This window comes from Streptomyces marokkonensis (genome assembly GCF_008312835.1).
GTDB classification, from domain to species: Bacteria; Actinomycetota; Actinomycetes; order Streptomycetales; family Streptomycetaceae; genus Streptomyces; species Streptomyces marokkonensis_A.
Genome location: NZ_VSKS01000030.1, coordinates 32895 through 57679 on the forward strand (window position 1 = coordinate 32895; position 24785 = coordinate 57679).

General features: G+C 73.4%; 22 protein-coding genes and 2 pseudogenes. 16 read left to right on the top strand and 8 right to left on the bottom strand.

From position 1 onward, the window contains the following. Nucleotides 1-25: 25 nt before the first annotated feature. Nucleotides 26-352: a TcmI family type II polyketide cyclase gene (locus tag F1615_RS33395; RefSeq protein ID WP_149552790.1), complete on the bottom strand. Its 327-nt coding sequence runs from the start codon at nucleotides 350-352 to the stop codon at nucleotides 26-28. Nucleotides 353-802: 450 nt separating this feature from the next. Here F1615_RS33395 and F1615_RS33400 point away from each other — a divergent pair, with 450 nt between their 5' ends. From F1615_RS33400 to F1615_RS37245, 5 genes are all read left to right on the top strand, one after another. Next, complete coding sequence (locus F1615_RS33400) at nucleotides 803-1321, top strand: flavin reductase family protein (RefSeq protein WP_244328937.1); 519 nt, start codon at nucleotides 803-805, stop codon at nucleotides 1319-1321. Then, the gene (locus F1615_RS33405; protein WP_149552791.1) at nucleotides 1318-2157 is read left to right on the top strand and encodes an AfsR/SARP family transcriptional regulator; all 840 of its coding nucleotides are present in this window, start codon (nucleotides 1318-1320) and stop codon (nucleotides 2155-2157) included. Before F1615_RS33400 ends, F1615_RS33405 begins: the two co-directional genes overlap by 4 nt. 245 nt (nucleotides 2158-2402) lie before the next feature. Next, on the top strand, nucleotides 2403-2777 hold the full coding sequence (locus tag F1615_RS33410; RefSeq protein WP_167533934.1) for a hypothetical protein: 375 nt from the start codon (nucleotides 2403-2405) through the stop codon (nucleotides 2775-2777). Beyond that, nucleotides 2774-4372, top strand: a complete 1599-nt coding sequence (locus F1615_RS33415; RefSeq protein ID WP_149552793.1) for a multicopper oxidase family protein — start codon at nucleotides 2774-2776, stop codon at nucleotides 4370-4372. Before F1615_RS33410 ends, F1615_RS33415 begins: the two co-directional genes overlap by 4 nt. 154 nt (nucleotides 4373-4526) lie before the next feature. Then, nucleotides 4527-4724: a DUF6059 family protein gene (locus F1615_RS37245; protein WP_425385675.1), complete on the top strand. Its 198-nt coding sequence runs from the start codon at nucleotides 4527-4529 to the stop codon at nucleotides 4722-4724. Between the two features lie 16 nt (nucleotides 4725-4740). Here the strand turns inward: F1615_RS37245 and F1615_RS33420 are convergent, their stop codons facing one another. Continuing rightward, nucleotides 4741-5268 (bottom strand): DUF1772 domain-containing protein, encoded by a 528-nt coding sequence (locus F1615_RS33420; protein WP_149552794.1) that lies wholly within the window; start codon nucleotides 5266-5268, stop codon nucleotides 4741-4743. A gap of 79 nt (nucleotides 5269-5347) precedes the next feature. Here F1615_RS33420 and F1615_RS33425 point away from each other — a divergent pair, with 79 nt between their 5' ends. From F1615_RS33425 to F1615_RS33435, 3 genes and pseudogenes are all read left to right on the top strand, one after another. Beyond that, a complete protein-coding gene (locus F1615_RS33425) occupies nucleotides 5348-6886 on the top strand; it encodes an MFS transporter (RefSeq protein ID WP_149552795.1) in 1539 nt (512 codons plus the stop codon). A 303-nt stretch (nucleotides 6887-7189) separates the two neighbouring features. Continuing rightward, nucleotides 7190-7407: pseudogene (locus tag F1615_RS33430) on the top strand (peroxiredoxin); the annotation flags it as partial. Between the two features lie 58 nt (nucleotides 7408-7465). Next, nucleotides 7466-9790, top strand: coding sequence for a SpoIIE family protein phosphatase (locus F1615_RS33435; protein ID WP_149552796.1), 2325 nt, complete (start codon nucleotides 7466-7468; stop codon nucleotides 9788-9790). A 110-nt stretch (nucleotides 9791-9900) separates the two neighbouring features. On the opposite strand, the gene F1615_RS33440 is transcribed toward F1615_RS33435, so the two are convergent. After that, nucleotides 9901-10731 (bottom strand): aldo/keto reductase, encoded by an 831-nt coding sequence (locus tag F1615_RS33440; RefSeq protein WP_149552797.1) that lies wholly within the window; start codon nucleotides 10729-10731, stop codon nucleotides 9901-9903. A 182-nt stretch (nucleotides 10732-10913) separates the two neighbouring features. Here F1615_RS33440 and F1615_RS33450 point away from each other — a divergent pair, with 182 nt between their 5' ends. Further along, nucleotides 10914-11888, top strand: a complete 975-nt coding sequence (locus F1615_RS33450; RefSeq protein WP_149552799.1) for a TauD/TfdA dioxygenase family protein — start codon at nucleotides 10914-10916, stop codon at nucleotides 11886-11888. An 11-nt stretch (nucleotides 11889-11899) separates the two neighbouring features. On the opposite strand, the gene F1615_RS33455 is transcribed toward F1615_RS33450, so the two are convergent. Both F1615_RS33455 and F1615_RS33465 read right to left on the bottom strand, forming a co-directional pair. Further along, a complete protein-coding gene (locus F1615_RS33455) occupies nucleotides 11900-13405 on the bottom strand; it encodes a metallophosphoesterase family protein (RefSeq protein WP_149552800.1) in 1506 nt (501 codons plus the stop codon). 514 nt (nucleotides 13406-13919) lie between these two features. Next, nucleotides 13920-14540 (bottom strand): L-threonylcarbamoyladenylate synthase, encoded by a 621-nt coding sequence (locus F1615_RS33465; protein ID WP_037939193.1) that lies wholly within the window; start codon nucleotides 14538-14540, stop codon nucleotides 13920-13922. Nucleotides 14541-14700: 160 nt separating this feature from the next. On the opposite strand from F1615_RS33465, the gene F1615_RS33470 reads away from it, so the two are divergent. The 3 genes from F1615_RS33470 to F1615_RS33480 all read left to right on the top strand — a co-directional run bounded on the left by F1615_RS33470 (nucleotide 14701) and on the right by F1615_RS33480 (nucleotide 18601). Further along, entirely contained in the window at nucleotides 14701-16191 is a 1491-nt protein-coding gene (locus F1615_RS33470; protein WP_244328938.1) for a helix-turn-helix domain-containing protein, read from the top strand. A gap of 264 nt (nucleotides 16192-16455) precedes the next feature. Further along, nucleotides 16456-16692, top strand: coding sequence for a hypothetical protein (locus tag F1615_RS33475; RefSeq protein ID WP_149552802.1), 237 nt, complete (start codon nucleotides 16456-16458; stop codon nucleotides 16690-16692). 250 nt (nucleotides 16693-16942) lie between these two features. Next, nucleotides 16943-18601 (top strand): catalase, encoded by a 1659-nt coding sequence (locus F1615_RS33480; protein WP_149552803.1) that lies wholly within the window; start codon nucleotides 16943-16945, stop codon nucleotides 18599-18601. Nucleotides 18602-18605: 4 nt separating this feature from the next. Here F1615_RS33480 and F1615_RS33485 read toward each other — a convergent pair whose 3' ends face one another. Then, the gene (locus tag F1615_RS33485; protein WP_149552804.1) at nucleotides 18606-19493 is read right to left on the bottom strand and encodes a fructosamine kinase family protein; all 888 of its coding nucleotides are present in this window, start codon (nucleotides 19491-19493) and stop codon (nucleotides 18606-18608) included. A 143-nt stretch (nucleotides 19494-19636) separates the two neighbouring features. Here F1615_RS33485 and F1615_RS33490 point away from each other — a divergent pair, with 143 nt between their 5' ends. From F1615_RS33490 to F1615_RS33505, 4 genes and pseudogenes are all read left to right on the top strand, one after another. Continuing rightward, on the top strand, nucleotides 19637-19960 hold the full coding sequence (locus F1615_RS33490) for a hypothetical protein (RefSeq protein ID WP_149552805.1): 324 nt from the start codon (nucleotides 19637-19639) through the stop codon (nucleotides 19958-19960). Nucleotides 19961-20031: 71 nt separating this feature from the next. Then, a complete protein-coding gene (locus F1615_RS33495) occupies nucleotides 20032-20565 on the top strand; it encodes a DoxX family protein (RefSeq protein ID WP_149552806.1) in 534 nt (177 codons plus the stop codon). A gap of 108 nt (nucleotides 20566-20673) precedes the next feature. After that, nucleotides 20674-20949, top strand: a pseudogene (locus F1615_RS33500) (hemerythrin domain-containing protein); the annotation flags it as partial. A 371-nt stretch (nucleotides 20950-21320) separates the two neighbouring features. Then, entirely contained in the window at nucleotides 21321-22553 is a 1233-nt protein-coding gene (locus F1615_RS33505) for an MFS transporter (protein WP_149552831.1), read from the top strand. Nucleotides 22554-22657: 104 nt separating this feature from the next. Here the strand turns inward: F1615_RS33505 and rfaE2 are convergent, their stop codons facing one another. Then, nucleotides 22658-24073 (bottom strand): D-glycero-beta-D-manno-heptose 1-phosphate adenylyltransferase, encoded by a 1416-nt coding sequence (rfaE2, locus tag F1615_RS33510; protein ID WP_149552808.1) that lies wholly within the window; start codon nucleotides 24071-24073, stop codon nucleotides 22658-22660. Beyond that, nucleotides 24070-24696 (bottom strand): D-sedoheptulose-7-phosphate isomerase, encoded by a 627-nt coding sequence (locus F1615_RS33515; RefSeq protein WP_149552809.1) that lies wholly within the window; start codon nucleotides 24694-24696, stop codon nucleotides 24070-24072. The genes rfaE2 and F1615_RS33515 overlap by 4 nt, the downstream gene beginning before the upstream one ends. Nucleotides 24697-24785: the final 89 nt, after the last annotated feature.

Here is a 24785-nt window from a genome sequence, read left to right on the forward strand (position 1 = left end):
TCGCCGGAGCGCGCGTACGCCGGAGTCAGCCGTCCGCATGCCAGGTGTAGAACTCGTGAGCCATCGCGTCCCGGGGGCCGCGCCAGGTCCGCGGGTCGTAGGCGGTGATGTGTGCGCTCAGGCGGTCGCTCACCGACGTGAACAGCTCGTGGCCGCGCATGTCCTCGATCGCGTCGCGCACTTCGTCGTCCGATTCCATGTAGTGCAGGTAGAGGTCGTGGAAGCGGAAAAGCCGGCGCTCCCTGACCCCGATCAGCCCGGGGAGTTCACCGGCGTCGGAATCGGCGAAGATCTGCTTCACATCCGCCGCTGCGTCCGGTTTCATGCGGGCCACGATGAGGGTGCTGCGCATTCTCAGTCCTTTCGTACCGTCCGGTGCCCCCGATGGGCGGCGGAATCAGATTCACCCAGCCCGGTAAAGCGCTGATGAGGTGGCGCAAAAACGCCGTGGGGGTGCGCTGCGCACCGCGTGCGCCGCGCTGCGCGGGCGGGGCTCCGGCACGGCCCCGCGCAGTGGCCCGAACGGGCGGCGGTTCTCCCGTATTGCCCAGTCCATGAGGGTCCGAAGGCCGGCACCGTCCTCTGAGTCACTCGTCTGAGCTGGAGGTTCTTCGCTCCTGGTGCTGAGGTGCGGTTCCCGGACCGGACGAAAGTACGTCGCTGCTCGTCCCTCGGACCGTAGGCGGCACGGACACCGCCTCGTTACCCTCCACCTGCCCCGCGCCGCCATAGCCCTTGTTCCGGGGGAACCGGGGTGCTCATGGCCGTGCGCGGTACTTTCTAGGGGGTTCCAGTGGAAAGCATGACCGTTTCGGAAACCGATGAAAGGCGCCCGCCGCCGGTGGACCAGGCGGCACTCCGGGAGGTGTGCGGAAGGTTTCTCACCGGTGTGACCGTCATCGCCTGCCAGGGGGACGGCAGGGAACCGGCCGGACTCACCGTCAATTCGTTCACTTCGGTGTCGCTCGACCCGGCACTGGTACTTTTCTGCGTGCATACGGGATCTCGGATGCTTTCCGAGATACGTGCCGCCGGCGCATTCGCCGTGAGCTTTCTCGCCGCCGACCAGGCCACTCTGTGCCGTTCGTTCGCCCGCCGGGAGTCGGCCTCCTTCGAGGGCGTCCCCCACCTGCGGGCGGCGACGGGCTCGCCCGTCCTCACGGGAGCGCTGGCTCATCTCGACTGCCGGTTCCGCGCCACCTACCCGGGCGGGGACCACCGGATCGTCCTCGGGGAGGTCGTCGGTGCCGGCCTCCAGAACGAGCAACAGCCGCTCGCCTTCTACCGCAGCGGCCACCCGCGGCTGGAGGCGCGGACATGACCGCCGTCGTCGATCTGCCTGTCGCGCGCGGCACGGCCGACGTCGCACCGCGTGCCGTGGCACTGCGCCTGCTCGGCCCACTGGAGATCGTGGTCGACTCGGTCGAGGCCCCACTGCCGCAGCGCAAACTGCGGCAGCTGCTGGCCACCCTGCTCGTCCGGCCGAACGCGACGGTCTCCAACGAGGCACTGATCAGGGAGCTGTGGGGCGACCGGCCGCCCGCCACCGCCCTCGCCGCCTTACGGGTGTACGTCTCCCAGCTGCGCAAGTTCCTGGTCCGGCATCACCTCGACGGCCGCTGGTGCACCGTGCGCACCCGTGCGCCCGGCTATCAGCTGCAGGTCAACGACGGCGTTCTCGACACCGTGTGCTTCGACCGGCTCTGCGCCCTCGCCGCGAAGACTGCTGAGGCGGGCCTCGCGGCACTCGCCTCGAAGCAGTACCAGGAGGCTCTGGCGCTGCGTCGCGGGCCGGCGCTCGAAGACCTCCGCGACAGCGGCTCCCTGGCCGGTACGGCGCTGCAGTACGACGAGGCGTGGACGACCGCCCTCAAGCGGCGCGTGGACCTGGACCTCCGGCTGGGCAGGCACCTCGAACTCGTCGGAGAGCTGCGGCGGCTGGTCGCCGAGGACCCGCTCAACGAGGGGTTCTGCGCACGGCTCGTGCTCGCTCTGCACGGCAGCGGGCGCAGCGGGGACGCGCTGGCGTGCTACAGCCGGGCGCGCTCGCTGCTGATCGAGGAGCTCGGCATCGAACCGGGCGTGGAGCTGCGCCTGGCCCATCAGACCGTGCTCACCGACGAGCCGGCTCCCCCGGGGCGGCGCGTCCCCGCCTGAACCGGCACGGCAACACGGGAGATGACGGCGTCCGTGGCGGTCGGCGAGACTCGCCGGAGGCGTGCTTCCGGGCGAACGGACCGGCACCCGGTGCGCGGTGCACATCGGCATGGAAGGCGGGCCGGAGCCCGTGACCCGGCGGGGCACCCGTGCGGACCGGGGCCGAGTCCGGGCCGGAGCCCCGCCCAGGAGGCGGAGAAATGAATGATTTGCCCCAGGAGTCCGGACGGCGCACACCCAGATCCATGGTGGTCTACCGTGCGCTCGCCACGCTCCTGTTCGTGATGTCCCTCGTGCAGGTCGGACTCGGCGCCGGGTACGTCGACGGCGACTGGGAATCGATGAACATGCACACGATCAATGCCCGGGTGCTCGTCGCCCTCGCCCTGCTGACCCTCCTCTCGGGCACCTGGCTGCGGTGGCAGGGCGGCCCCGTCAGGGCGGTGATCGTCAACGCCGTACTGCTCCTCGCCATGATCGCGCAGATGGTTCTGGGCATGGAGCGCGTCGTCGCCGTCCACGTGACACTGGGCGTGATCATCTTCGCGGCGGTCGTGGTGATGGTGATGCGCGCCTGGACCGCGGACGTGCCCGCCCGCGCGCGGGGTGAGGCATCGTGAGGCGGCGCCGGTTCGTCGGAGGCGCCGCGCTGGGGGCCGCCGCCCTGGCCGGCCTGACCGCGCCCCTGATCGGCAGCGCGGTGCGCCGCGCGAACGGTGAGAGTCCCGGCAGGCTGCTGACGTCGCGCGCTCGCCTGCCGCGTCCTTACGAGACACCGCTGCCGATTCCCCGGACCCTCGCGCCGGTCGGCCGGGGTGCGACCGACGTCTACGAGATCACCCAGCAGAAGGCGCAGCTGGACATCCTGCCAGGACTGCGCACCGAGGCGTGGACCTACGGCGGAACGTTCCCCGGCCCCACCCTCGTCTCCCGCTCCGGACACCGCACCCAGGTCCGGCACCGCAACACCCTTCCCCAGCCGACCGTCGTCCATCTGCACGGCGGTCACACGCCGGCCGACAGCGACGGATACCCCCTCGACGTCGTCCTGCCCGCGGACGGCAGCATCACCGGGGAACGGGCCCTGGCCGCCATGACGGAGGGCATGCCGGGCCACGCGGGCGGACACCACGGCGGGGCGCCGGGCGTCAGCGGCATGGTCCACGGGGAGCGCCTGCACACCTACCCGATGCGGCAGCGGGCCGCGACCCTCTGGTACCACGACCACCGCATGAGCTGGACCGGCCACGGCGTGTGGCGCGGGCTGGCGGGCTTCCACCTCGTGCGCGACGACGAGGAGGAGGCGCTGCCCCTGCCGAAGGGCGAGCGCGAACTGCCGCTGATGATCACGGACCGGGCGTTCGAGGAGGACGGTTCGTTCCGCTATCCGCTCGCCGACCCCCGGTTGCTGACGCCGGGAGTCGACCACGCGTACATGGACGGTGTGCTCGGCGACGTCGTCCTGGTCAACGGTGCGCCCTGGCCCGTCCACCGTACCCCGCGCGCCCGGCACCGGCTGCGGCTGCTCAACGCGTCCAACGCCCGCCCCTACCGGCTCCGTCTGGAGCCGCAGCCGTCCGGTGGCGACGCGTTCGTCCAGATCGGCGGCGACGGCGGCCTGCTGGCACGACCGGTGCGCCACGACGAACTGCACATCGGCACCGGGGAACGGTTCGACGTGGTCGTCGACTTCGCGCGCTGGAAGCCCGGCACCCTGGTGCGCATGGTGAACACACTCGCCGAGGGCGGAGCGCACGAGGTCATGGCGTTCGAGATCGCGGGCGGCACCGTGCGCGACGACTCGGCGGTCCCCGGGACACTCTCCCGCGTCGAACGCCTCGACCCCGCGAAGGCGGTGGTCACACGGGAGTTCCGCTTCCGGCAGGGCGGGGACGGCTGGACCATCAACGATCACGGATACCTGCCGGGCAGGGCGCTGGCGCGGCCGAGGCTCGGGCAGACGGAGATCTGGCGCTTCACCACCTCGCTGCACCACCCCGTGCACGTCCACCTCGACCATTTCCAGGTGCTCTCCAGGAACAACGGCGCTCCCGGGCCGTACGACGCCGGCTGGAAGGACACCGTGGACCTGCCGCCGACCGAGTCGGTGGAGGTCGCGGTGCGTTTCACCGACTACGGCGGGACGTACATGCTCCACTGCCACAACCTCGAACACGAGGACATGGCCATGATGGCCGACTTCGTGGTCGAGTGAGGCAGCCCCGCCCGTGGCACCCGGCGCCCCGCGGCGTACGGGACACGGGCGCGGCACGGTGCCGTGCCCCATACCGGCGCTTTATCGCGGCTTTCGCGGCAGCGGTCACGATGGCCGGGTGAGAGACGCCATGAGGAAGATGCTCCGGGCATGTATGAAGGCCCTGGTCGCCTATGGGGAGATCTACGTGTACATACCGGCCTGCCGACTCGATGCACCACTCCCGGGACATCCCGAACGGGTGTGCCCCGAACGCCCATTGACGGAAACGGAAAAGGCGCTGGCGAGCCAGCTGTCGAGCATCATCGAATCGAAGAGATCAAGCCGAATGAATGGCCGAAAAAAGCGGTGAGCCGAGAGGTGGATCTTTAACGGACCGCGCTTTCCTCTCGTTCACCGTCCGCCGCCGCACCACTCCCTTCCGCCGGATCGTCACCTTCGCGGGACGCCATCAGGGCGGTGATCACCAACAGGACGAGCGCCACCACCGCCGTGGTCGTGCGCATGCGGTTGAAGAAGTCCCATCGCTGCAGCTGGTCGACCACGTCGGCCGGAGGCGAGGTGACCGCCCACTCCTTGATGCGGCCGTTGATCGGTACGTTCCCGAAGCGGGTGATCAGGAAGGTCGCCACCGCCAGGGCGCCCGCGCAGGCGGCCAGCAGGCGCCGGCGGCCACGGCTGAGAAACGCCAGCGCGAGCGAACTCACCGCGGACAGCAGCATCGCCGTCTGCATGACGGGAGAGTTCATCTTCATGAGTTCGGCGTGAAATGTCAGACGCATCTGCAGAGGAACCTCCCAGAACGTCGGCGCCAGATTGATCGCGCCGTAACAGAAGGCTCCCGCCATGAGTCCCGTGACGACGATCGCCGTTCCTCTGACCACACGAACAAGCACGTTCTCTCCCCACGTCGATGCCGACGGATTCCGGAACAACTGGCAGTCGGAGCAGGATATCCACACGCACGGAGGTCCCATGCACGCCGCGGAACAGACCACGACGGATGCGCCGCGCAGAACCCGCCATCCGGTGGCAGCCCTGCTGGTCATCGCCGCGGCCGAGTTGATGGTGGTGCTGGACGCGACGCTCGTGAACATCGCGCTCCCCAGCATCCAGGCCGGACTGGACGTGCCCGCGGGCGACCTCGCCTGGATCGTCAACGCCTACGCGGTCGCCTTCGGCGGCCTCATGCTGCTCGGAGGCAGAGCCGGCGACCTCTTCGGCCGGCGCAGGATGTTCCGCGCCGGAATCGTCGTCTTCGTGCTCGCCTCGGTCCTCGGCGGCGCCGCGCCCGGCCCGGACCTGCTGATCATCTCCCGTGTTCTCCAGGGCGTCGGAGCGGCCATCGCGGCCCCCACCGCGCTCTCCCTCATCACCACGAACTTCCCGGAAGGCCGGGAACGCAACCGGGCCATGGGCACCTACGCGGCCATGGCCGGCGTCGGATCGACGCTCGGACTCGTCGTCGGAGGCCTGCTCACCGAGTATCTCGACTGGCGCTGGGTGCTGTTCGTGAACGTCCCGGTCGGGCTCTGCGTGCTGGCCGGAACCGTCGTCCTCAGCGAGGCCGACCGCGCCGACGGCCGGCTGGACCTCCCGGGGGCCGCCGCGGGGACGGCGGGCCTGCTCACGCTCACCTACGCGATCACCAGGGGCGGACAGGAGGGCTGGACCGATCCGGCCACCGGGATGTGCCTGGCGGTCGCGGCCGTCCTCCTCACGGCGTTCGTGCTGCGACAGGCCCGCGGCGCACACCCCATGCTCCCGCTGCGCGTGCTGCGGGAGCGCAACCGGGCGGGCACCTACACCGTGCTCCTCCTGGTCGGTGTCGGCATGTTCTCCACCTTCTACTTCCTCACGCTCTACATGCAGCACGTCCTCGGTTACGGCGCGGTGCGCACCGGTCTCGCCTACCTTCCCTTCAGTGCCGGCATCGGCATCATGGCCGCAGCCGGGTCGAGGCTCGTGACCCGGCTCGCGCCCAGGGCACTCGTCGCGCCCGGGCTCGCCGTCGCAGCGGCCGGCATGCTCTGGATGAGCACCCTGACCCCGCAATCGGTGTACACGACGACGCTGATGCCCGCGATGTTCCTGACGGCCCTCGGCCTCGGTTCCGCCTTCGTCCCGCTGACCCTGGGCGCCGTGCGCGGTGTGGCACCCGACGACGCCGGCAGCGCGTCAGGGCTCCTCAACACGGCGCAGCAGAGCGGGGGCGCGCTCGGTCTCGCGACGCTGGCGACGCTCGCGGCGGCCGCGTCCGACGACCGGCTGCCGTTCGCGGACCGTGCGTACTTCGATGCCCTGGCGACGGGCGACCCGGCTTCGCTGGCCGACGCCAGGGAAGCGCTCACCCACGGTTACACCACCGCGTTCACCGCCGCCGCCGCGGTCTTCGGGGCGGCACTGCTCGTGACCCTCGCCGTCATCAACGCGAAGGCACCGGCGTCCGCCCGCCCCGGACCCCGTGACCTCACCACCCCGCCGCCTGAGGCTCCGGCGCGCCCCACCGCCTGATACGCGGTGGTCCCCACCGCTCGAAGCGCGGCCCGCGACTGCTCGTGGCACGTTCACGCCCGCCACGCTCACGGGTCCGCCGCGCCCCGGCGCGCCCGCCGGACCGGCATCGCTTCGTCACCACTCGGAGCGCCGCTCCAGGGGTACCTGTGCCTTTCCTCCGGCGGGGTCGCGAGTGGTGTCGGTGCGCGGACCGGGCCAAGCACACGACAGTGTGCGCGGCGCTGGTGGCTGCCGCTGGACCCGGTGCAGCCGCGTGGGGCACGCTCGTCTGCGCGCGCGTCGCGGAGGACCGGTTTGCACGCCGGACGGCACACCCTCGGCATCCCGCTGCTGTCGGACCCGGCGGCACCGTCCGCGAGCGGTTCGGGGTGAAGCGGGGCATCGCCCCGGCGCCCACCGAGCGGGCCACCCTCGTCATCGCGCGGGAGGGGACCGTCCTGGAGGTCGTGCGCAGCGAACCGCGGATGAACACGCACGCCGACCGGGCACTCGCCGCACTGCACGACCACCGCGCCTGAGACCCGCGGGCACCCGGCCGCGGTTGAGAGCGGATGGCGATGGGCCGATGCTGGACCAATGGAGGAGGCCTCCGCCGCGGTGGTCGTCGATGCCCGCGGCATCGTGACGGGGTGGAGCGAGGAAGCCCGGAGGCTGACCGGGTTCCCCGCCGACGAGGCCGTGGGGCGCGCCGTACGCGACCTGCTCGCCCGGGACGCGCCAGGCGGCGTGCCCGTGCCCTCGGGCGTGGTCGTGATGCGGCACCGCGACGGCCACGCCGTGGCGCTCCGGCTCACGGTCTGCCCCGTCACCGGCGCGGGAGACGCGCCGGGCGGATACGTGATCACCGTGGGCCCCGGCGGACCGGCCGAGCGGTCCCTGGCGAGCCAGGCCTTCCAGCAGGCGTCCCTGGCCATCTCCGTCGTCGACACCGAGCAGCGCTTCGTACGGCTCAACGCCGCCGCCTGCGAGGCGATGGGCAGGAACGAGGAGAGCCTGATCGGGCGGACGTTCCTCGACACCGTCGGCCGCACCGACCGCACCATCGGTGTGGACCGGCATCTGCGCCGTGTCGCCGAGACCGGCGAACCCCTGCACCACGAGAGCTTCGGCCGGGCCCCCTCCGACTCCCGGAACCACGCCTGGAACGTCGAGATGTGGCCGGTCCGCGACGTCACCGGCGAGGTGGTCGGCACCGCGCTGGCGGGCCTGGACAGCACCGAGCACCACCGGGCCCGGCGCCGGCTGGCCGTGCTGAACGAGGCCGCCGCCTCCATCGGCACCACCCTCGACGTCGTGCGCACCGCCGAGGAACTGCTGGAACTCCTGGTGCCGGAATTCGCCGACTTCGCCACCGTCGACCTGCTGGACTGGGTCCTCGGCGCCGCCGAGCCCCCGCCCCGGCCCGACAGCTCGGTCGTCCTGCGCCGGGTGGCGCACCGCTCCGCCGCCGAGGGCACCCCCGAGGCGGTCGTGCCCCTGGGCCGGACCGACGTCTACCCGCCCTTCTCCCCGCCCGCACGGGCGCTGCGGGAGGGCAGGGCGGTGCTCGCCCGCGCCGGCGAGCCGGAGTTCGACCGGTGGATGGGGGAGCGCGGGGTACGCGCCGCCGTCCCCGCGCGTTTCGCGGGCATCCACGCCCAGCTGGCCGTGCCGCTGCTCGCCCGCGGCACCACGCTCGGCGTCGCGGTCGCCGTCCGTAACGTCCGCCCCGACGGGTACGTGGCCGACGACGCCGTACTCGCCGAGGAGCTCGCCAGCCGCGCCGCCGTCTGTGTCGACAACGCCCGCCGTTTCGCCCGCGAACGCGCCACCGCCCTGACGCTCCAGCGGAGCCTGCTGCCGAGAGGCCTGCCCGGTCAGGCGGCCGTCGAGGTCGCCCACCGCTATCTGCCCTCGGCGGCCGGCATCGGCGGCGACTGGTTCGACGTGATCCCGCTGGCCGGCAGCCGGGTCGCCCTCGTCGTGGGCGACGTCGTCGGCCACGGCATCCCCTCCACGGCCACCATGGGCCGGCTGTGCACCGCCGTGCGCACCCTCGCCGACGTGGACCTGCCGCCCGACGAGCTCCTCACACACCTGGACGACCTGGTCACCCATCTGGCCGCCGACGACCGCGAGGACGTCGGCGAACTCGGCGCCACCTGCCTGTACGCCGTCTACGACCCCGTCTCCCGCATCCTGACGGCGGCCGCCGCCGGACATCCCGCGCCGGCCGTCCTGCGGCCCGACGGGACGTGCCGGCTCGTCCCCATGAGCGCGGGCCCGCCGCTCGGTGTCGGAGGGCTGCCGTTCGAGGCGACGGAGCTCCAACTGCCCGAGGGCTGTGTCGTCGCCCTCTACACCGACGGCCTCGTCGAGGACCGCCACCGCGACATCGACCACGTCACCGGGGAACTGTGCCGCGCCCTGGCGGTGCCCGCCGACTCCCTGGGCGAGCTGTGCGACGGCGTGCTGAAGGACGTGCTGCCCGAGGAACCCGGTGACGACGTGGCCCTGCTGCTGGCCCGCACCCGCGCCCTCGGCGACGACCGGGTCGCCACCAGGGACGTGCGGCCCCACCCGGAGGAGGTGGCCGCCGCCCGCCGGTGGGCCGCGGACATGCTGAGCGCGTGGGGACTGGACGAGATCGCCTTCGTGACCGAACTCGTCGTCAGCGAACTGGTCACCAACGCCCTCCGGTACGGCGTGCCGCCCGTCCGGCTGCGGCTGATCCGCGACCGCGCCCTCATCTGCGAGGTCTCCGACGCCAGCTCCACCTCACCGCACCTGCGGCGCGCCCACGCCTACGACGAGGGCGGCCGCGGACTGCTGCTGGTGGCCCAGCTCACCCAGCGCTGGGGCAGCAGACAGACCGGCCACGGCAAGACGATCTGGGCGGAACAGGCCCTGCCGGAACACTGATCCGCCCCCGCGGGCCAAGCCTCCTCGCCCTCCGCGGATCGGGGGCGCCGCGTCCCCCGGCACCCGCTCGCGGCCCGGACGAGCAGCCACGCCTCCGTGCCGTCGTCCGTTCAGAACTCCTCGTGCACCTCCGGATCCCCGCCGATCCGCCGGTGGGCGCGGTCGGTGACGGTCCGCATCTGCGCCGTGTCCAGCTCGAAGCCGAACACGTCGAGGTTGGCGCGCTGCCGTGCGGGGTCGGACGACTTGGGAACGGGGAGCGCGCCCAGCTGGAGGTGCCAGCGCAGCACCGCCTGGGCCGGGGTGACCCCGTGCGCCTCCGCGACGGCGGCGACGGCCAGGTCGTCCAGCAGGGTCGATCCCCGGCCGAGCGGGCTCCAGCTCTCGGTGACCACGCCCTTGTCCGCGTGGTACGCGCGCAGCTCCTCCTGCGGGAAGAAGGGGTGCAGCTCGATCTGGTTGACCGAGGGCAGCACCCCCGTCTCCTTCTCCAGCCGCTCGATGTGGGCGGGGGTGAAGTTGGAGACGCCGATCGACCGGACCAGACCGTCCTCACGCAGCTTGATCATGGCCCTCCACGAGTCGACGTACCTGTCGACCCGGGGGAGCGGCCAGTGGATCAGATAGAGGTCGACGTACTCCAGACCGAGCCGCGCCCGGGACTCCTCGAAGGAGGCGAGGGTCTCCTCGTAACCGTGGTGGCGGCCCGGGAGCTTCGTCGTCACGACGATCTCCTCGCGGGGGACGCCGGTCGCGGCCACGGCGCGGCCGACACCGGTCTCGTTGCGGTAGTTGGCCGCCGTGTCGACAAGGCGATATCCCGTCCCGAGGGCCGTGCCGACCGCCCGCTCCGCCTCGGCGTCGTCCATCGGCCAGGTGCCCAGGCCCAGGGCGGGGATGGTGGTGCCGTCGTTGAGGGTGCGGCTCGGAACGCTGGTCACGGGGCGGCCTTCCGTCGGGAGTGTCGTCCCCCCCAGCCTCGGGGACGGTGGGGGCGGTGCTCAACCGGACGCCGGGGTCCCCGCCGGGCGAGGCCCTGTCGCCCGGCCCGCGCTCGGCTGCCACGATCCTCCCGGGAGCCGGTCCGCACGGGACCGGTGGGACGACCGACGGAAGGGGACGCATGAGGAAGGACAGCGGCGGCGCGGCGGACGGGGAGCGTGCCGGGGCGATGGACATCCGTCCCGTCGCCGGGCACATCGGGGCGGACATCACCGGTGTCGACCTCGCCGGTGACCTCGACGACGCCGTGATCGCGGGGATCCGGGCGGCGGTGCTGCGCTGGAAGGTGGTGTTCTTCCGCGGGCAGCACCTCGACCACGCCGCCCATGTGGCGCTGGCCCGCCGGTTCGGCGAACCGGTCGTCCTGCCCCGGCGCGGCAAGGCCTCGCCGCCGGACTTCCCCGAGGTCGAGACGACCGCCGACCGGCTCGAACTGGGCGGACGCTTCGGCATGGAGCACGACGAGTGGCTGCGGCGCCGCCGCCACACCCTGCTGCGCGGCTGGCACTGCGACCACGGCGCCCGCGTCGACCCGCCGGCCGCGACGATCCTGCGCGCCGAGACCGTCCCGCCCCACGGCGGGGACACCACCTGGTCCAACCTGGCCGCGGCGTACGCCGGACTGTCCGCCCCGGTACGCGAGTTCGCCGACCGGCTGCGCGCCGAGCACCGGCTGGGGGTCGGCTACCAGCCCCGTCCCGGCGACGACGCCTATCTGCGCCACCTGCTGGAGCACCAGACGGCCTCCGAGCATCCGCTGGTGCGCGTCCACCCGGAGACCGGGGAGCGGGTGCTGTTCGTCAACGGCTACTACGTCGAGCAGATCAGCGGTCTGTCCCGCCCCGAGAGCGCGGCCGTACTCGAGATGCTGCTGGAGCAGGCCACCCGGCCCGAGTGGACCGTGCGCTTCCGCTGGGAGCCGGGCAGCGTGGCGTTCTGGGACAACCGGGCCACCATCCATCTGGCCCCGGGCGACACGGCCCATGTCGACCACCCGCGGATCATGCACCGCGTCATGCTCGCCGGGGACGTCCCCGTCGGCGTGGACGGCCGGCCCTCGACGCCGCTCACCGGCACCGCGCCGGGCCGCTGGTAGCCGGCGCGGGGTCACTTCAGCGGGATGGTCACCTCGTCCTCGACCGGCGGGTCGACCTCCTGAGCGCGGTGGCCGGTGGCCGCGTGACAGCGCAGCCGGATCGCCTCCGGGCTCACGTCCAGCCGCAGGAAGCACTTGAAGAACGGCGGGCTGTAGGTGGCCGAGCCCGGCGAGAACAGCGACGTGTAGACCTTGCGCACCGGCAGCCGGAACCGCTTGGCCCGGTCGGGCCGGCGGCCGGTGCCGAGCAGCCCGGCGACCAGCCGCATCCGGCGGGTGATCCGGGGCGGTGCGCCCGGGACCCGGGTGGGCCCGATGCCGAGGCGTTCGGCGATCACCGTCATCGCCTCGGCGTCGGTGAGGGTGAAGAAGCGGCGCAGCCGCAGCCGGCGCCCGTAGAGCCCGCTGTAGAAGGCGAGGGAGTCGCCGCGCAGCGGATAGCAGCGGAAGTCCCGCTCGGTGACACCGGCGACATCGACCCGGGGGATGGTGTGCGTGGCGTGCGTGAACGCGCCTCCGCCGCCCGCCACCACGTACTGCAGGGTGCGGCCGTCCTCCAGCCGCACGGGATAGCGCTGGTAGTTGTGGATGTCGCCGCCTATCGCGGCCACGTAGTGGTGGCCGGGGTCGCGCACGATGTCGTCGACGGTGCCGCCGCCCTCGACGGGACACGGGTGGTGCTCGCCGTCCACGTACAGGGGCGAGCCCGTGACGAGTATCTTCGGGCGCGGGCCCCGGGAGACCTCCCGCAGCCACGCGCCCTGCTCGGCGTCGACCGTGCCCAGCAGCCCGGTGTCGATGCCGACGATCCGCACCGGCCCGGCGTCGATGGCCCAGTACGGTCCCGGCTGCACGGCCCGCTGCGCGGGCCCGGACCGCAGTGCGCGCGCCTGGGCGAGGCGCCCGCCGTCCCCGGCCCGGGGCCGGTGCCACAGCAGGGAGCGCAGCCAGGCCCGGGTGAGGGGGCGCGGCGCGGGTTCCTCGGGCAGCGGCGGGGCGTCGTCGCAGAAGACGCGCATGAAGCCGGCCAGGTCCTCGTACCAGTCGTGGTTCCCCGGTATCGCGTAGATCGGCGCCGGGTAGTCCCGGTACGGGCGGAAGAACTTGGCGCCGTAGTCGTCGGCGCTGCCCACCGGGTAGATCACATCGCTGGCGAGCACGGCGAAGGCCGTGTCCCGGCCCTCTTTCAGCAGGCCCGGCACGACCGCGTACTGCGGCTCGCCGCCCTCCCCGGTGTCGCCGAGGACCAGGAACGAGAAGCGGTCCGGGTCGTCGCGCCGGATGACCTTGTCGGCGGGCGCTCCGGCCGCCTCCCGCTGGGCCACCCAGCGGGCGCGGACACCCCCCGTCGGGTCCCCGAACCACGAGGCCAGCACGCCGTTGCGGGCCGCCCACAGCATTCTCGGGTCGAGCCAGGAGATCTTCTCGGCCCCGTTCGGCATCAGCCGCCGGTACGCACCGCGTTCTGCGGAGCCCCAGCCGGCACCCTCGGCGGTATCGCGTGAAGAGTCGGACACCGGTGCACCGTAACAACGGTGCGGCGGGCCGCCGGAGGCCGGGTGGCCCCCGGCGGGCCCGGTGAACCTCCGTACCGTCCGACGGAGTTGGCGGCAGGCCTCGGCGGTCGCGCCCCAACAGGCCCGCACACGCCGCCCGGTGACGCCCGTCCCGCCTCCTGGTCGTACGCCGCCGTGTCGGACCGGGTGTCAGTGCCCGGCCCCGGTGTACGACTCGCACCGGTGCCGGGCACCGGCGTCCGTCAGCGCCCGCTCCAGGCGCCCGATCCGCTCCGGGGCAGTGAGCGGTCCCGGCCGGCGCGGCCGAAGTACACCTCGGCCGTGATCCGGCGGCCCCCCGGTGCGGGCTGCCCGTCGCCGGCCGGCCCCGTGGAACCCGGCCGGGGTGGGCGCCGGCCGTGCGCGGGGCGAGGGCCGCGCCCACGCGGCAGCCGGTCACCGCCACCGGGCCGTCCGCCGCCGCCGGGCACCCGGCGAGCCACCGCGGACACGCCCCGGCGTCACGCATCGCCTCTCACTCGAACCGCGAGACGTCCCCCGCGCCCCGCCGTACGATCTCCGCCTCCCCGCCGGAGAAGTCGATCACCGTGGTCGGCTCGGTGCCGCAGTCGCCGGAGTCGAGCACCGCGTCCACCTGGTGGTCCAGCCGGTCCTTGATCTCCCAGCCCTGCGTGAGGGGCTCGTCCTCACCGGGGAGCAGCAGCGTGCTGGACAGCAGGGGCTCACCGAGCTCCGCCAGCAGCGCCTGGGTGACGACATGGTCGGGAATGCGCACGCCGACGGTCTTCTTCTTGGGGTGCTGGAGCATGCGGGGCACCTCCTTCGTCGCGGGCAGGATGAACGTGTAGCTGCCCGGGGTCGACGCCTTGACCGCGCGGAACACGTCGTTGTCGATCCGCACGAACTGGCCGAGCTGTGCGAAGTCCCGGCACACCAGGGTGAAGTGGTGCCGGTCGTCCAGCTTGCGGATCGTGCGGATCCGGTCGATGCCCCCACGGCTGCCCAGACGGCAGCCGAGTGCGTAACAGGAGTCCGTGGGGTACGCGATCAGGGCGTCGGCGCGGATGCTGTCGGCGACCTGGGAAATGGTGCGCGGCTGGGGGTTGTCGGGATGAACGTCGAAGTACTTCGCCATTCACCGAGCTTATGCCGCCCGCCCGGGAGCACCGCGCACACCGGGCCCGCGCCGCCACCGGTCACGGGAGCGACGCCGCGCCGGGATGAACCGCGCCCACGGGTGGGGTAACGTCCCCGCACCGGACCGGGAGGGCGAGGAGACGAAGGGGAAGACCGAGGTGGCAGGCCGTAGGGACGGAATCCGGCGGACACCGGCGGCGGCCGGGGAACCCCCGACGTGGGCGCGCGAACTGCTCGAGCACCTGCGGCCGGCCGGGCGGGACGTCCGCAGGGTCGTCGACTGGCTGGCCGCAACCGTGCACGCGGAGGTCTCCCTCCAGGACGCCGCGGGCACGCTCGTCGCCGGCACCCGGCTGCCGCTGGCTCCGTCCCTCGTCGCCGACCTCGGCTCCGGCCGGATCGCCTCCGCCGCCTGGGAGGGGGACGGGCGTCACCAGCGCCTGGTGAGGATCGGCCACGGCGCGCGGACCTGTGTGCTGGCGGTCTCCCGCGTGGCCCCCTTCGACCGGGACGCCTCCGACGTCGTCACGCACACCGCCCAGGTGATCGAACTCCTGCTGACCGCCCACGGGACCAGCGCGGCCGGGCACCGGCTGCGGCGGGCCACCGCCGATCTGCGGCTGGCGATCCTGCAACTGCTGATGGTCGAGGACACCGTCGCGGCCCGCCGGGTCGCCGCGGGGCTCTGGCCGGGCCTGCTGGACGCCGACACCGCGTGCGTCTACGTCGTCGAGTCCGCGCCCGACCGGCGCGAACGGCTCGTGGCGGAGTGCCTGGACACCACGCGGGAGGAGGCGCTGGTCGTGCGGTGCCCGGCGATGGACGGTCATGTGATCGTCGTCAGCCCCCGCGAGACCACCGCGGCCGACCTGAGGTCGCTGGTCGGCCGGCACCCCGACACCTTCCTCGGCGGCAGCGTGTGGCAGAGCCTCGCCCGCACCGCCACCGCCTACGGGCAGGCCGTCAGCGCCCTCGCGGTGGCGCGCTTCCGCGCGGACAAGACGGCCGTGTACGCCGAGCGCACCCACCCCGAACGGCTGATGGATCCCGCCGCCCTGCGGAGCTGGGCGGCCCGGGTGCTGCGTCCGCTGGACGCGCTGGCCCACCACACCCGCGCCGAACTCCTCGCCACCACCCGGCTGGGCCTGGAGTTCACCGCCGTCAACACCGCCAAGATCCTCGGCGTCAGCCGCAACACCGTGCGCGCCCGCATGGAGCGCGTGGAGAGCATGCTCGGCGTGGACTTCGACGACATCACCGCCCGTGCCGTCGTGCACCTGGCGCTCCACACCCAGATCAACCTCCTGGACGGGCAGGCGGGCACCGACCCGGGCGCGCACTCCCCGGGCCTCGCCGGCCTGCTGGCCGACGAGGCCGTCGGCGCCTGGGCGCGGGAGCTGCTGGGGCGGCTGGACCGCGACACCCGCACCGTGCGCCGCACCCTGCGCACCTGGATCGCCGTCGGGGGTAACGCCGAGCGGGCCGCCCAGGTCCTGGGCGTTCACGCCCAGACCGTGCGCGAGCACATGCGCAGCGCGGAACCCGTCCTCGAACGCCAGTTGCTGGCCTCCGGGACCGATCTCTACGAGGTCGTGCTGGCCCATCTGGCCGCGGGCGACCTGGAACAGCCGGTGCTCGCGGGGGAGTGAATCCGGCCTTTCGGACTCAGTTGTGCACGGATGAGCCCTCCGGGGGGCCGCAGCGGGCATCGGCGCGATACACAGGCCGGTCCTCCTCCCCGTAGTTTCGAACCGGGCGGGGCACGACCGGAACGGGGGACCGGTCGCGCTCCGCCCCTTCCTCGCTGTGTGGCCCCGCGGCGGACGGGTACCCGACCGCCGCTGTGGAGACCCGCCCCTCCGGCGTCACGGTCCGGCGGGCGGGTGATCGAGCACCGCGAGGAGGAGACCCGGATGACCAGTGAGACGGAGACCGGCGGCGTCACCGGCACGCAGGACAAGGACTACAACCTGATCTGGTACGTCGAGGCGTGCCTGAGCAACGTGCTGCGCCTGGAGAGCTACATCCAGGACGCGGAGCGCGCCAAGGACACCGAGGTCGCCGACCTGTTCCGCAAGGCTCAGGCGGACAGCCGCAAGGGCGCGGAACTGGGCAAGGGGCTGCTGCGCGCACGCCTGAACGGCGGCTGACCACACGGCCGCGCAGGGTCCGGTCACCGCGTACGGCACGGTGACCGTACCGCGCGCTGCATCCGGCCGCCCGGACCTGGCCGGACACGGCGAGAGCAGCGGCGGCTGGGCGCGCAGCATCGGCATGCCGGCCCCCCGGACACCGGCACATCCGGCCGCCCCGGGTCGCCGCGCGCGCTGATGCGCGGCAGCATGACCGACGTACGCACGCGACCGGGGGGACGACGAGCATCGCAAGGAGCCCACGATCATGACGGACGTTTCGAGCCGGGGCCCCGCTCCGGGCGACGACCGCAAGGTACTCACCAACCGCCAGGGCCACCCCGTCCACGACAACCAGAACCAGCGCACCATCGGTGCCCGCGGCCCGGCAACGCTGGAGAACTACCAGTTCCTGGAGAAGATCAGCCACTTCGACCGGGAGCGGATCCCCGAACGCGTCGTGCACGCCCGCGGCGTCACCGCCTACGGCTACTTCGAGGCGTACGGGAAGTGGGGCGACGAGCCGGTCTCCCGCTACACCCGCGCCAAGCTCTTCCAGGAGCAGGGCAAGCGCACGGACCTCGCCGTCCGCTTCTCCACCGTCATCGGCGGACGCGACTCCTCCGAGGCCGCCCGCGACCCCCGCGGCTTCGCCGTGAAGTTCTACACCGAGGACGGCAACTGGGACCTGGTCGGCAACAACCTGGGTGTCTTCTTCATCCGGGACGCGATCAAGTTCCCGGACGTCATCCACGCCCTCAAGCCCGACCCGGTCACCTTCGAGCAGCAGCCGCGCCGCATCTTCGACTTCATGTCGCAGACGCCCGAGTCCATGCACATGCTGGTCAACCTGTTCAGCCCCCGCGGCATCCCGGCGGACTACCGCCATATGCAGGGCTTCGGCGTGAACACGTACAAGTGGGTCAACGCCGAGGGCGACACGAAGCTGGTCAAGTACCACTGGATGCCCAAGCAGGGTGTCCGCAGCATGACCGAGGAGGACGCGGCGAACGTCCAGGCCGAGGGGCTCGGCCACGCCACCAAGGACCTCTACGAGGCGGTGGAGCGGGGCGAGTACCCGGAGTGGGAACTGCTCGTCCAGATGATGGACGACCACGACCACCCGGAGCTGGAATTCGACCCGCTGGACGACACCAAGACCTGGCCCGAACAGGACTTCCCGCCGAAGCCGGTGGGCCGCATGGTGCTGAACCGGATGCCGGAGAACTTCTTCGCGGAGAACGAGCAGATCTCCTTCGGCACCGGCGTCCTCGTCGACGGCCTGGACTTCTCCGACGACAAGATGCTCGTCGGCCGCACCTTCTCCTACAGCGACACCCAGCGGCACCGGGTCGGCCCCAACTACCTCCAACTGCCGGTCAACCGGGCCAAGCACGCGGACGTGCGCACCAACCAGCGCGACGGACAGATGACGTACTCCGTCGACGGCGCCGGAGAGAACCCGCACGTGAACTACGAGCCGTCGATCACCGGCGGCCTGCGGGAGGCCCAGTACCCGACGCACGACGATCAGGGCCCGGAGATCCGCGGCCGGCTCACCCGCAAGCGCATCGAGCGCACCAACGACTACACGCAGGCCGGCCAGCGCTACCTGCTGCTGGAGGACTGGGAGCGCGACGACCTGGTGAAGAACTTCGTCGACCTGATCTCCCAGTGCGACCGCGCGGTGCAGGAGCGCATGGTGTGGCACTTCCTGCTGGTCGAGAACGACCTCGGCCGCAGGGTCGGCGAGGGCCTCGGGATCATGCCGGAGGACGTCGCCCACCTGGAGCCCCTCGCCGGCCAGGACCTCTCGGAGGAGGACCGCAAGCGGCTCGCCAACCTCGGCGACAACCCGCCGCGTGACGTGGAGGGGCTCACCATGACCCACTGCGTCCCCGACGAACGGCACGTGGTGACCCGTTGAGCGGTCACCCGGACGCGGCCGCCCGCGCCACCGCGAGCGCCCGCTCGGCGTAGCCGCGGCCGAACAGCACGGCGTGCACCAGCAGCGGGAACAGCTGGTGCACGCCGACGCGCGTCTCCCACCCGCCGGCGAGCGGGGCCGCCTCCCGGTAGCCGTCCAGCACCGCGTCCCCGTGGGGGCAGCCGAACAGGGCGAGCATCGCCAGGTCGGTCTCCCGGTGCCCGCCGTGGGCCGCCGGATCGATCAGCCGGACACCTCCGTCGGCGCCCCACAGCACGTTGCCGTTCCAGAGGTCGCCGTGGAGCCGCGCGGGCGGCTCGGCCGGCCCGGAGAGTTCCGGCAGCCGCTCACAGACCCGCTCGACGACGCCCGCCTCGGCCGGGCGGACGACGCCGTCGTCGACCGCCCGGCGCAGATACGGCAGGACCCGGTGCCCGGCGTACCAGCCGGGCCAGTCGTCACCGGTGATGTTGCGCATCGGGGCCGCCCCGATGTACGCCTCCACCGGACCGCCCGGCGGCGGTGCCCCGAACGCCGGTGCCCCGGCCGCGTGCAGGCCCGCCAGGTCCCGCCCGAACCGGACGGCCGCCTCCCGCGAGGGCCGGCCCCGCGTCACCCGGTCGAGGACCAGCCACCCCTCGTGGTGGCCGTGCACCGCCGGGACCCGCACCGTCCCGGCCCCGGCCAGCCAGCGCAGCCCCGCGGCCTCGGCGCGGGCGGCCTCCGCGCCGCCGGTCCGCTTGACGACCACCACCCGGCCGTCGTCGAGCACGGCCTCGGCGAGCGAGCCGGACACGGTGCGCACCCCGGTGACCGTCCGCCCTGTGAGCCGGGCCGCCACGGCCCCCGGCCCGTCGTCGTCCCGGGCGGCCGAACCGGGAGGGAAGGTCATGGGCGGACTCCTCACCGAGGCGACGCGGGATGCCCAGGGTACGGGTACGTCCCGGCCGCCCCCGCCGCCGAACGCTCGCGCAGGACGGTGAAATCCCGGCTCCGACCGATCGAACGGAGCCACGCCGGGGGAGCACTGGGAGCATGACGAGTTCATCGTTCCAGCGCACCCTCACCCTGCCCGCCTCGCTCTGCGAACAGGCCGCCCAGCACCTGGAGCAGGCCGCCCGGCGGACGGTCGACGGAGCCGGAATCCCGCTGAAGGCGTTCCGCGCGGCCGCCGACAGCGACTACACCTTCCCGGTCTCCGTGGTCGAACAGGCGGCGGGCTGTCTGCTGGTCCTGGCCACGGAGACGGCCCAGAGCGTACGGCCGTCGGTCCTGCGCGCCACCATCGGTGTCGCACTGTGCCTGCGCGACGCCGTCGAGGCGGTCCACCAGCCCGCACTCACCACCCGGTTCTGGTGACGGCACGTCGAATGGCCCCCGCCCACGGGGGAACCCGGCGAACCCGCACCACCGACACACAGGAGTAGTCCATGAGTCTGTTGCGTGTCCTCGGCCGGCCGATGCTGGCGTCGATGTTCGTCGCGGGCGGGCTGGATTCCTTGCGCAGTCCCCGCAACGTCGCACCGATCGCCGAGTCGGTCGTCCAGCCCGTCACCGAACGGGTCTCGGTACTGCCGGACCGCACCGAGGACGCCGTGCGCCTGAGCGGCGCCGTCCAGGTCGTGGGCGGGCTGCTGCTGGCCACCGGACGCATGTCACGCCCGGCCGCGCTCGCGATCGCGGTCACGCTGGTGCCCACCACCCTGGCCGCGCACCGCTTCTGGGAGGAGGAGGATCCCGGCCAGAAGGCCCAGCAGCGCATCCACTTCCTCAAGAACCTCTCCATGCTCGGCGGTCTGCTGATCGCCGCCGACGACACCGGCTCGTCCCCCTCGCTGCTGTGGCGGAGCCGGCACGCCGCCCACGACCTGCGGCGCGACGCCCACCTCGTGCGCCACTCCGTCCGGGCCGGTGCCGGTCCCGCGGCCCTCGCCGGCCGCGTCCGGGCCAAGCTGTCCTGCTGACGCACCGGCCGCGTCAGCCCCCCGGCGGCGCGAGGACCCGGGAGCGGAGTGGACCCGGCCGGGTGACACCACCGACCGGAGGTGAGGGACATGGGACACGGAAGCGACCTCATCGACGAACTGATGACCGGCCACCGGGAAGTCGAGGCACTCTTCGGCAGGACCGACGAGGAGCGGAACCTCTTCCCGCGACTGCGTGCCGCCTGCGCCCCGGAGAAACTCGACCAGCTCGGTGACAAGGTCCGGCAGGCGAAGAAGACGGCCCCGACCCGGCCGCACCCGGCCGCCCCGGACAAGCCCCCCGCGAACAAGCTGCCGGCACCGGGCGCCGGCATGGTCGACCGGCTCCGCGACGGGCTGAGCGGACGCGGCAGGATCGGCTGAGGCCGCAGGTGAGGGCCCGTCGCCGCCGCGACGGGCCCTCACCCGTGCCCGCTCGCCCCGGGCGCTCCCCCAGGACCGCTGTGATCAACCCCACTCACTGACCCAAATCCCCGGTACCGCAGCAGATTTGACCCACCGGACCGCCCGGTGCCCGGCTGCCCGGAACCGACTCGGCGCTCCCTTCTGCCACGATGGTCCGCGCCCATTCCCGGCGCCGGGAGCCGCCGCGCAGCGCAGCCGGCGTTCCCCCTTCCCGCGCCCCCTCACGCCGGGCCCTCCGGCTCGTCCCCGAGTAGCGCACCGTGTCTTCCTCGCACACCCCTGCCCCGCCCGTGTCCCGTTCCCCCTGGCGCTCCCTGCGGCACCGCAGCATGCGCTGGTGGTCCGTCGCGAACTTCGTGTCGAACGCCGGTACCTGGATGCAGCTCACGGTGCAGAACCTGCTGGTCCTGCAGATCACCGGGTCCGCCGCCGCCACGGGTCTGTCGATGTCCGTGCAGGCCGCGCCGGCGCTGCTCATGAGCGTCCTCGGAGGCGCGGCGGTCGACCGCTGGCCGCGGAAGCTGACGGCGGCCGTCAGCCAGGCCCTGCTGTCCGCGATCGCGTTCACCACGGCCGTCCTCGTGGCGCTGGACCGGCTGGACATGACGTCCCTGATGGTGCTGGCCGCCGTCACCGGCATCGTCGCCACCGTCGACAACCCGGCCTGCGCCCTGCTCGGCAACGATCTCGTCCCCGTGGAGGACGTGCCCTCCGCGATCGGAGTGGGCGCGCTGGTCTTCAACGCGGGCCGGCTCGCGGGCGCCGCGCTCGCCGGGGTGACGGTCGGGTTCCTCGGGACCGCCGCCGCCTACTTCGCCAACGGGTTCTCCTTCCTCTTCGTGACCGCGGTCATCCCGTTCCTGCGCCCGGCGGCGGGGGCGGTCCGGCACGTCGTCGAGAAGGGCGGGCGCCCGCAGGCCGCCCTGACCGTCCGCGAAGGGCTCGCCTTCTTCGCCCGCCGGCCCCGGCTGCTGGCCCTCGCCGGTGTCACCGGCGTCAGCGCCGTCTTCGGCCGCAACTACGGCCTGACCCTCGCGGTCCTGGTCACCGGGCCGCTGGCGGGCGGCGCGAGCGCGTTCGGCACGGTGTCCACCGTCCTCGCCGTCGGCGGGATCCTCGGCGCGGTGCTCGGCGCGCGGCTGCGCAGGCCGTCCGTGCGGCTGGTCGGCGCCCTCGCGGCGACGGGCGCGCTGCTGCAGGTGGTGGCGGGGATGTCACCGTCGCTGGCGGTGCTGCTGGTGCTGGTGCTGCCCATGGCCGTCGTCGAGTCCGTCTCCGACACCGCCGGAACGGCCGTCCTGCAGACCGACCCGCCCGCCCACCTGCGCGGACGCGTGCTCGGCGTCTGGGGAAGCATCGGCACCGTGTGGGGCCTGGGCGGCCCGCCGGCCCTCGGCCTCCTCATGGAACTGGCGGGCCCGCGCGGTGCCCTGGTCACCGGCGGCCTCGTCATCGCCGGCTCGATCGCGGCAGGCCACCTCCTCCACACCCGCCGCACACCCGCCCCCCTCCTGCTGACCCCGAAGGACACCCCCCGCCCGGCCCTGCGAACGGCAGCCTGATCCCCGCCGGGCGCCAGCTCTGTCCGCACCCACGGCCCGTCCGGCGTTCGAAGACGAGGCCCGTCCAGGGCCGGAAGGGGGCCCGGGGGCAAAGCCCCGCCCCCTCACCCCTCCGCGGACCGCAGGGTGACCGCAGCCGCATCCGCCGCCCGCCGCGCCAGCAGCGTGGTGGACCGCCCGTCCAGGTACGGCAGTACCACCGCCTGCCCGCCCCAGCCGCGCAGCACCTCCGCCTCCGGCAGATCCTGCACGGAGTAGTCGCCGCCCTTCACCCACACGTCCGGCCGCAACCGCCCCAGCACCGCCTCCGGCGTGTCCTCCTCGAAGACCACCACCGCGTCCACACTCCCCAGCGCCGCCAGCACCCTCGCCCGGTCCGCCGCGGGATTGAGCGGCCGGCCCGGGCCCTTGCGCCGGGTCACGGACGCGTCGGAGTTGAGACAAACGATCAGACAGTCACCGATCCGCCGCGCGCTCTCCAGCAGTCCGACATGACCGGCGTGCACCAGGTCGAAGCAGCCGCCCGTGGCGACCACCGTCCCGCCGCGCGCCCGCACGCTCTCCGCCAGTTCGAACGCGTCGGCCGCGGGATGGCGCGCGGGCCCGGGAACGGCCGGCGTGTGCCACAGGTCCGGGTTGCCCGCCCCGCCCGCCGCGACGAACGCGGCGGCCGCGGCCACCGCCCGCTGCAGCGCCTCCTCCGGCAGCAGCCCGTCGGCCAGCGCCGCCACGGTCGCCGCGGCGAAGCAGTCACCCGCGCCGCACGGGTCCCCGTCGGCCCGGAACGGCGCCGGGATCAGCATCGGTGTCCCGCCACCCGGCCGGGTGAGCAGCACCCCGCGGTCGCCGAGCGTCACGGCGACGCCCGCCGCCCGCCAGCGCTCCGCCAGTTCCGCCCCCCGCTCGGCGAAGGCACCCAGCGACGACCCCGGCAGCCCCGGCCCACCGGCGCACAGCGCGACCACCTCGGCCGCGTTGGGCGTGACGATGCGAGCCCCCGGCACCGGCGCGTCGCCCCTGGGGTGCGGGTCCCACACCAGGGGCGTGCGCCGTGCCACGTCCTCCAGATGCGTGCGCACCGCCCCGGCGGTGTGCCGGCCGTAGTCGGCCACGAGCACGGCGTGCGCCCCGGCGAGCGCCTCGCGGACCGCGTCGTCCGGCTCGCCGGGCGTCCCGCCGCCCCGGTCGATGCGCACCACGGGCCGTCCGCCCGCCAGCACCCTCGTCTTCACCGGAAGCGTGCCGTGCAGCGGCAGTTCCAGCAGCCGTACCCGGCCGTCGAGGTCCCGGCGGACCGCCTCGCTCGCCGGGTCGTCACCGAGGGCGGTCACCAGGACGACGTCCCGGCCGCCCCGGGCGGCGAGCGCGGCGGCCAGCCCCGCCCCGCCCGGGTGCCGGCGGTCACCGGTGACATCGACGACCGGGGCGGGGGCGTCCGGGGACAGCCGGGTGGCGACCCCCTCGATGTCCTCGTCCAGCAGCACGTCACCCACGACCACGACGGGCTTGGGACCGGTCATGACATCCTCCCCGGGACGGTCGTCGCGCGCCGCGCGAACGGCGTGGACACGGCGGCGTCGAAGGACTCGCAGAGCAGGTGCACGGCGACGAGATGGGCCTCCTGGACGGTCGCGGTGCTGCCCGCGTCCACGCACAGCGCCTCCTGGGCGGCCTCCGCCAGCGGGTTGGGGCCGGGCCCGGTGAGGGCCCAGACCCGCAGCGCGGCCCGCCGGGCCGCCACCGCCGCCGCGATCAGATTGGCGCTGCGACCCGACGTGGAGAGCAGCATCAGGACATCGCCCGGACGTCCGTGGGCGATCACCTGGCGGGCGTACACATGGTCGAAGCCGTAGTCGTTGCCGATGGCCGTGACGCTGGAGGTCTCGGCGTGCAGGGCGAGGGCCGAATAGGCGCGCCGCTCCTGGCGGTACCGCCCGACCAGCTCGGCGGTCAGATGCTGGGCCTGTGCGGCGCTGCCTCCGTTGCCCGCGGCCAGCAGCCGTCCTCCGTCGGTGAGGTGGGCGGCGAGCCTGCCGCCCCAGTCGGCGATCCGGGGCAGGCCGTCCCGGCGGAGGCCGTCGAGGGCCTCCTGGAGCGACCGGCAGTGCAGATGCGCGGCGTCGAGCGCGGGGTGTTCGGTCATGGCTGTTCGGGCCCACCGCCTCGGTGAGGACGGCGGCGGGACCCGCACCTCCTTCCAACATCGGACGTCGGCGGCCACCGCGGCCGGGC

Excerpts from the sequence above, each read along its gene's own strand:
- F1615_RS33395 (WP_149552790.1), bottom strand. The coding sequence starts at position 352 with ATGCGCAGCACCCTCATCGTGGCCCGCATGAAACCGGACGCAGCGGCG.
- F1615_RS33465 (WP_037939193.1), bottom strand. The coding sequence starts at position 14,540 with ATGGCGAAGTACTTCGACGTTCATCCCGACAACCCCCAGCCGCGCACC.
- F1615_RS33405 (WP_149552791.1), top strand. The coding sequence starts at position 1,318 with ATGACCGCCGTCGTCGATCTGCCTGTCGCGCGCGGCACGGCCGACGTC.
- F1615_RS33505 (WP_149552831.1), top strand. The coding sequence starts at position 21,321 with ATGCGCTGGTGGTCCGTCGCGAACTTCGTGTCGAACGCCGGTACCTGG.
- rfaE2 (WP_149552808.1), bottom strand. The coding sequence starts at position 24,073 with ATGACCGGTCCCAAGCCCGTCGTGGTCGTGGGTGACGTGCTGCTGGAC.
- F1615_RS33515 (WP_149552809.1), bottom strand. The coding sequence starts at position 24,696 with ATGACCGAACACCCCGCGCTCGACGCCGCGCATCTGCACTGCCGGTCG.
- F1615_RS33485 (WP_149552804.1), bottom strand. The coding sequence starts at position 19,493 with ATGACCTTCCCTCCCGGTTCGGCCGCCCGGGACGACGACGGGCCGGGG.
- F1615_RS37245 (WP_425385675.1), top strand. The coding sequence starts at position 4,527 with ATGAAGGCCCTGGTCGCCTATGGGGAGATCTACGTGTACATACCGGCC.
- F1615_RS33490 (WP_149552805.1), top strand. The coding sequence starts at position 19,637 with ATGACGAGTTCATCGTTCCAGCGCACCCTCACCCTGCCCGCCTCGCTC.
- F1615_RS33475 (WP_149552802.1), top strand. The coding sequence starts at position 16,456 with ATGACCAGTGAGACGGAGACCGGCGGCGTCACCGGCACGCAGGACAAG.
- F1615_RS33435 (WP_149552796.1), top strand. The coding sequence starts at position 7,466 with ATGGAGGAGGCCTCCGCCGCGGTGGTCGTCGATGCCCGCGGCATCGTG.
- F1615_RS33495 (WP_149552806.1), top strand. The coding sequence starts at position 20,032 with ATGAGTCTGTTGCGTGTCCTCGGCCGGCCGATGCTGGCGTCGATGTTC.
- F1615_RS33410 (WP_167533934.1), top strand. The coding sequence starts at position 2,403 with ATGGTGGTCTACCGTGCGCTCGCCACGCTCCTGTTCGTGATGTCCCTC.
- F1615_RS33400 (WP_244328937.1), top strand. The coding sequence starts at position 803 with ATGACCGTTTCGGAAACCGATGAAAGGCGCCCGCCGCCGGTGGACCAG.
- F1615_RS33450 (WP_149552799.1), top strand. The coding sequence starts at position 10,914 with ATGAGGAAGGACAGCGGCGGCGCGGCGGACGGGGAGCGTGCCGGGGCG.
- F1615_RS33425 (WP_149552795.1), top strand. The coding sequence starts at position 5,348 with ATGCACGCCGCGGAACAGACCACGACGGATGCGCCGCGCAGAACCCGC.
- F1615_RS33480 (WP_149552803.1), top strand. The coding sequence starts at position 16,943 with ATGACGGACGTTTCGAGCCGGGGCCCCGCTCCGGGCGACGACCGCAAG.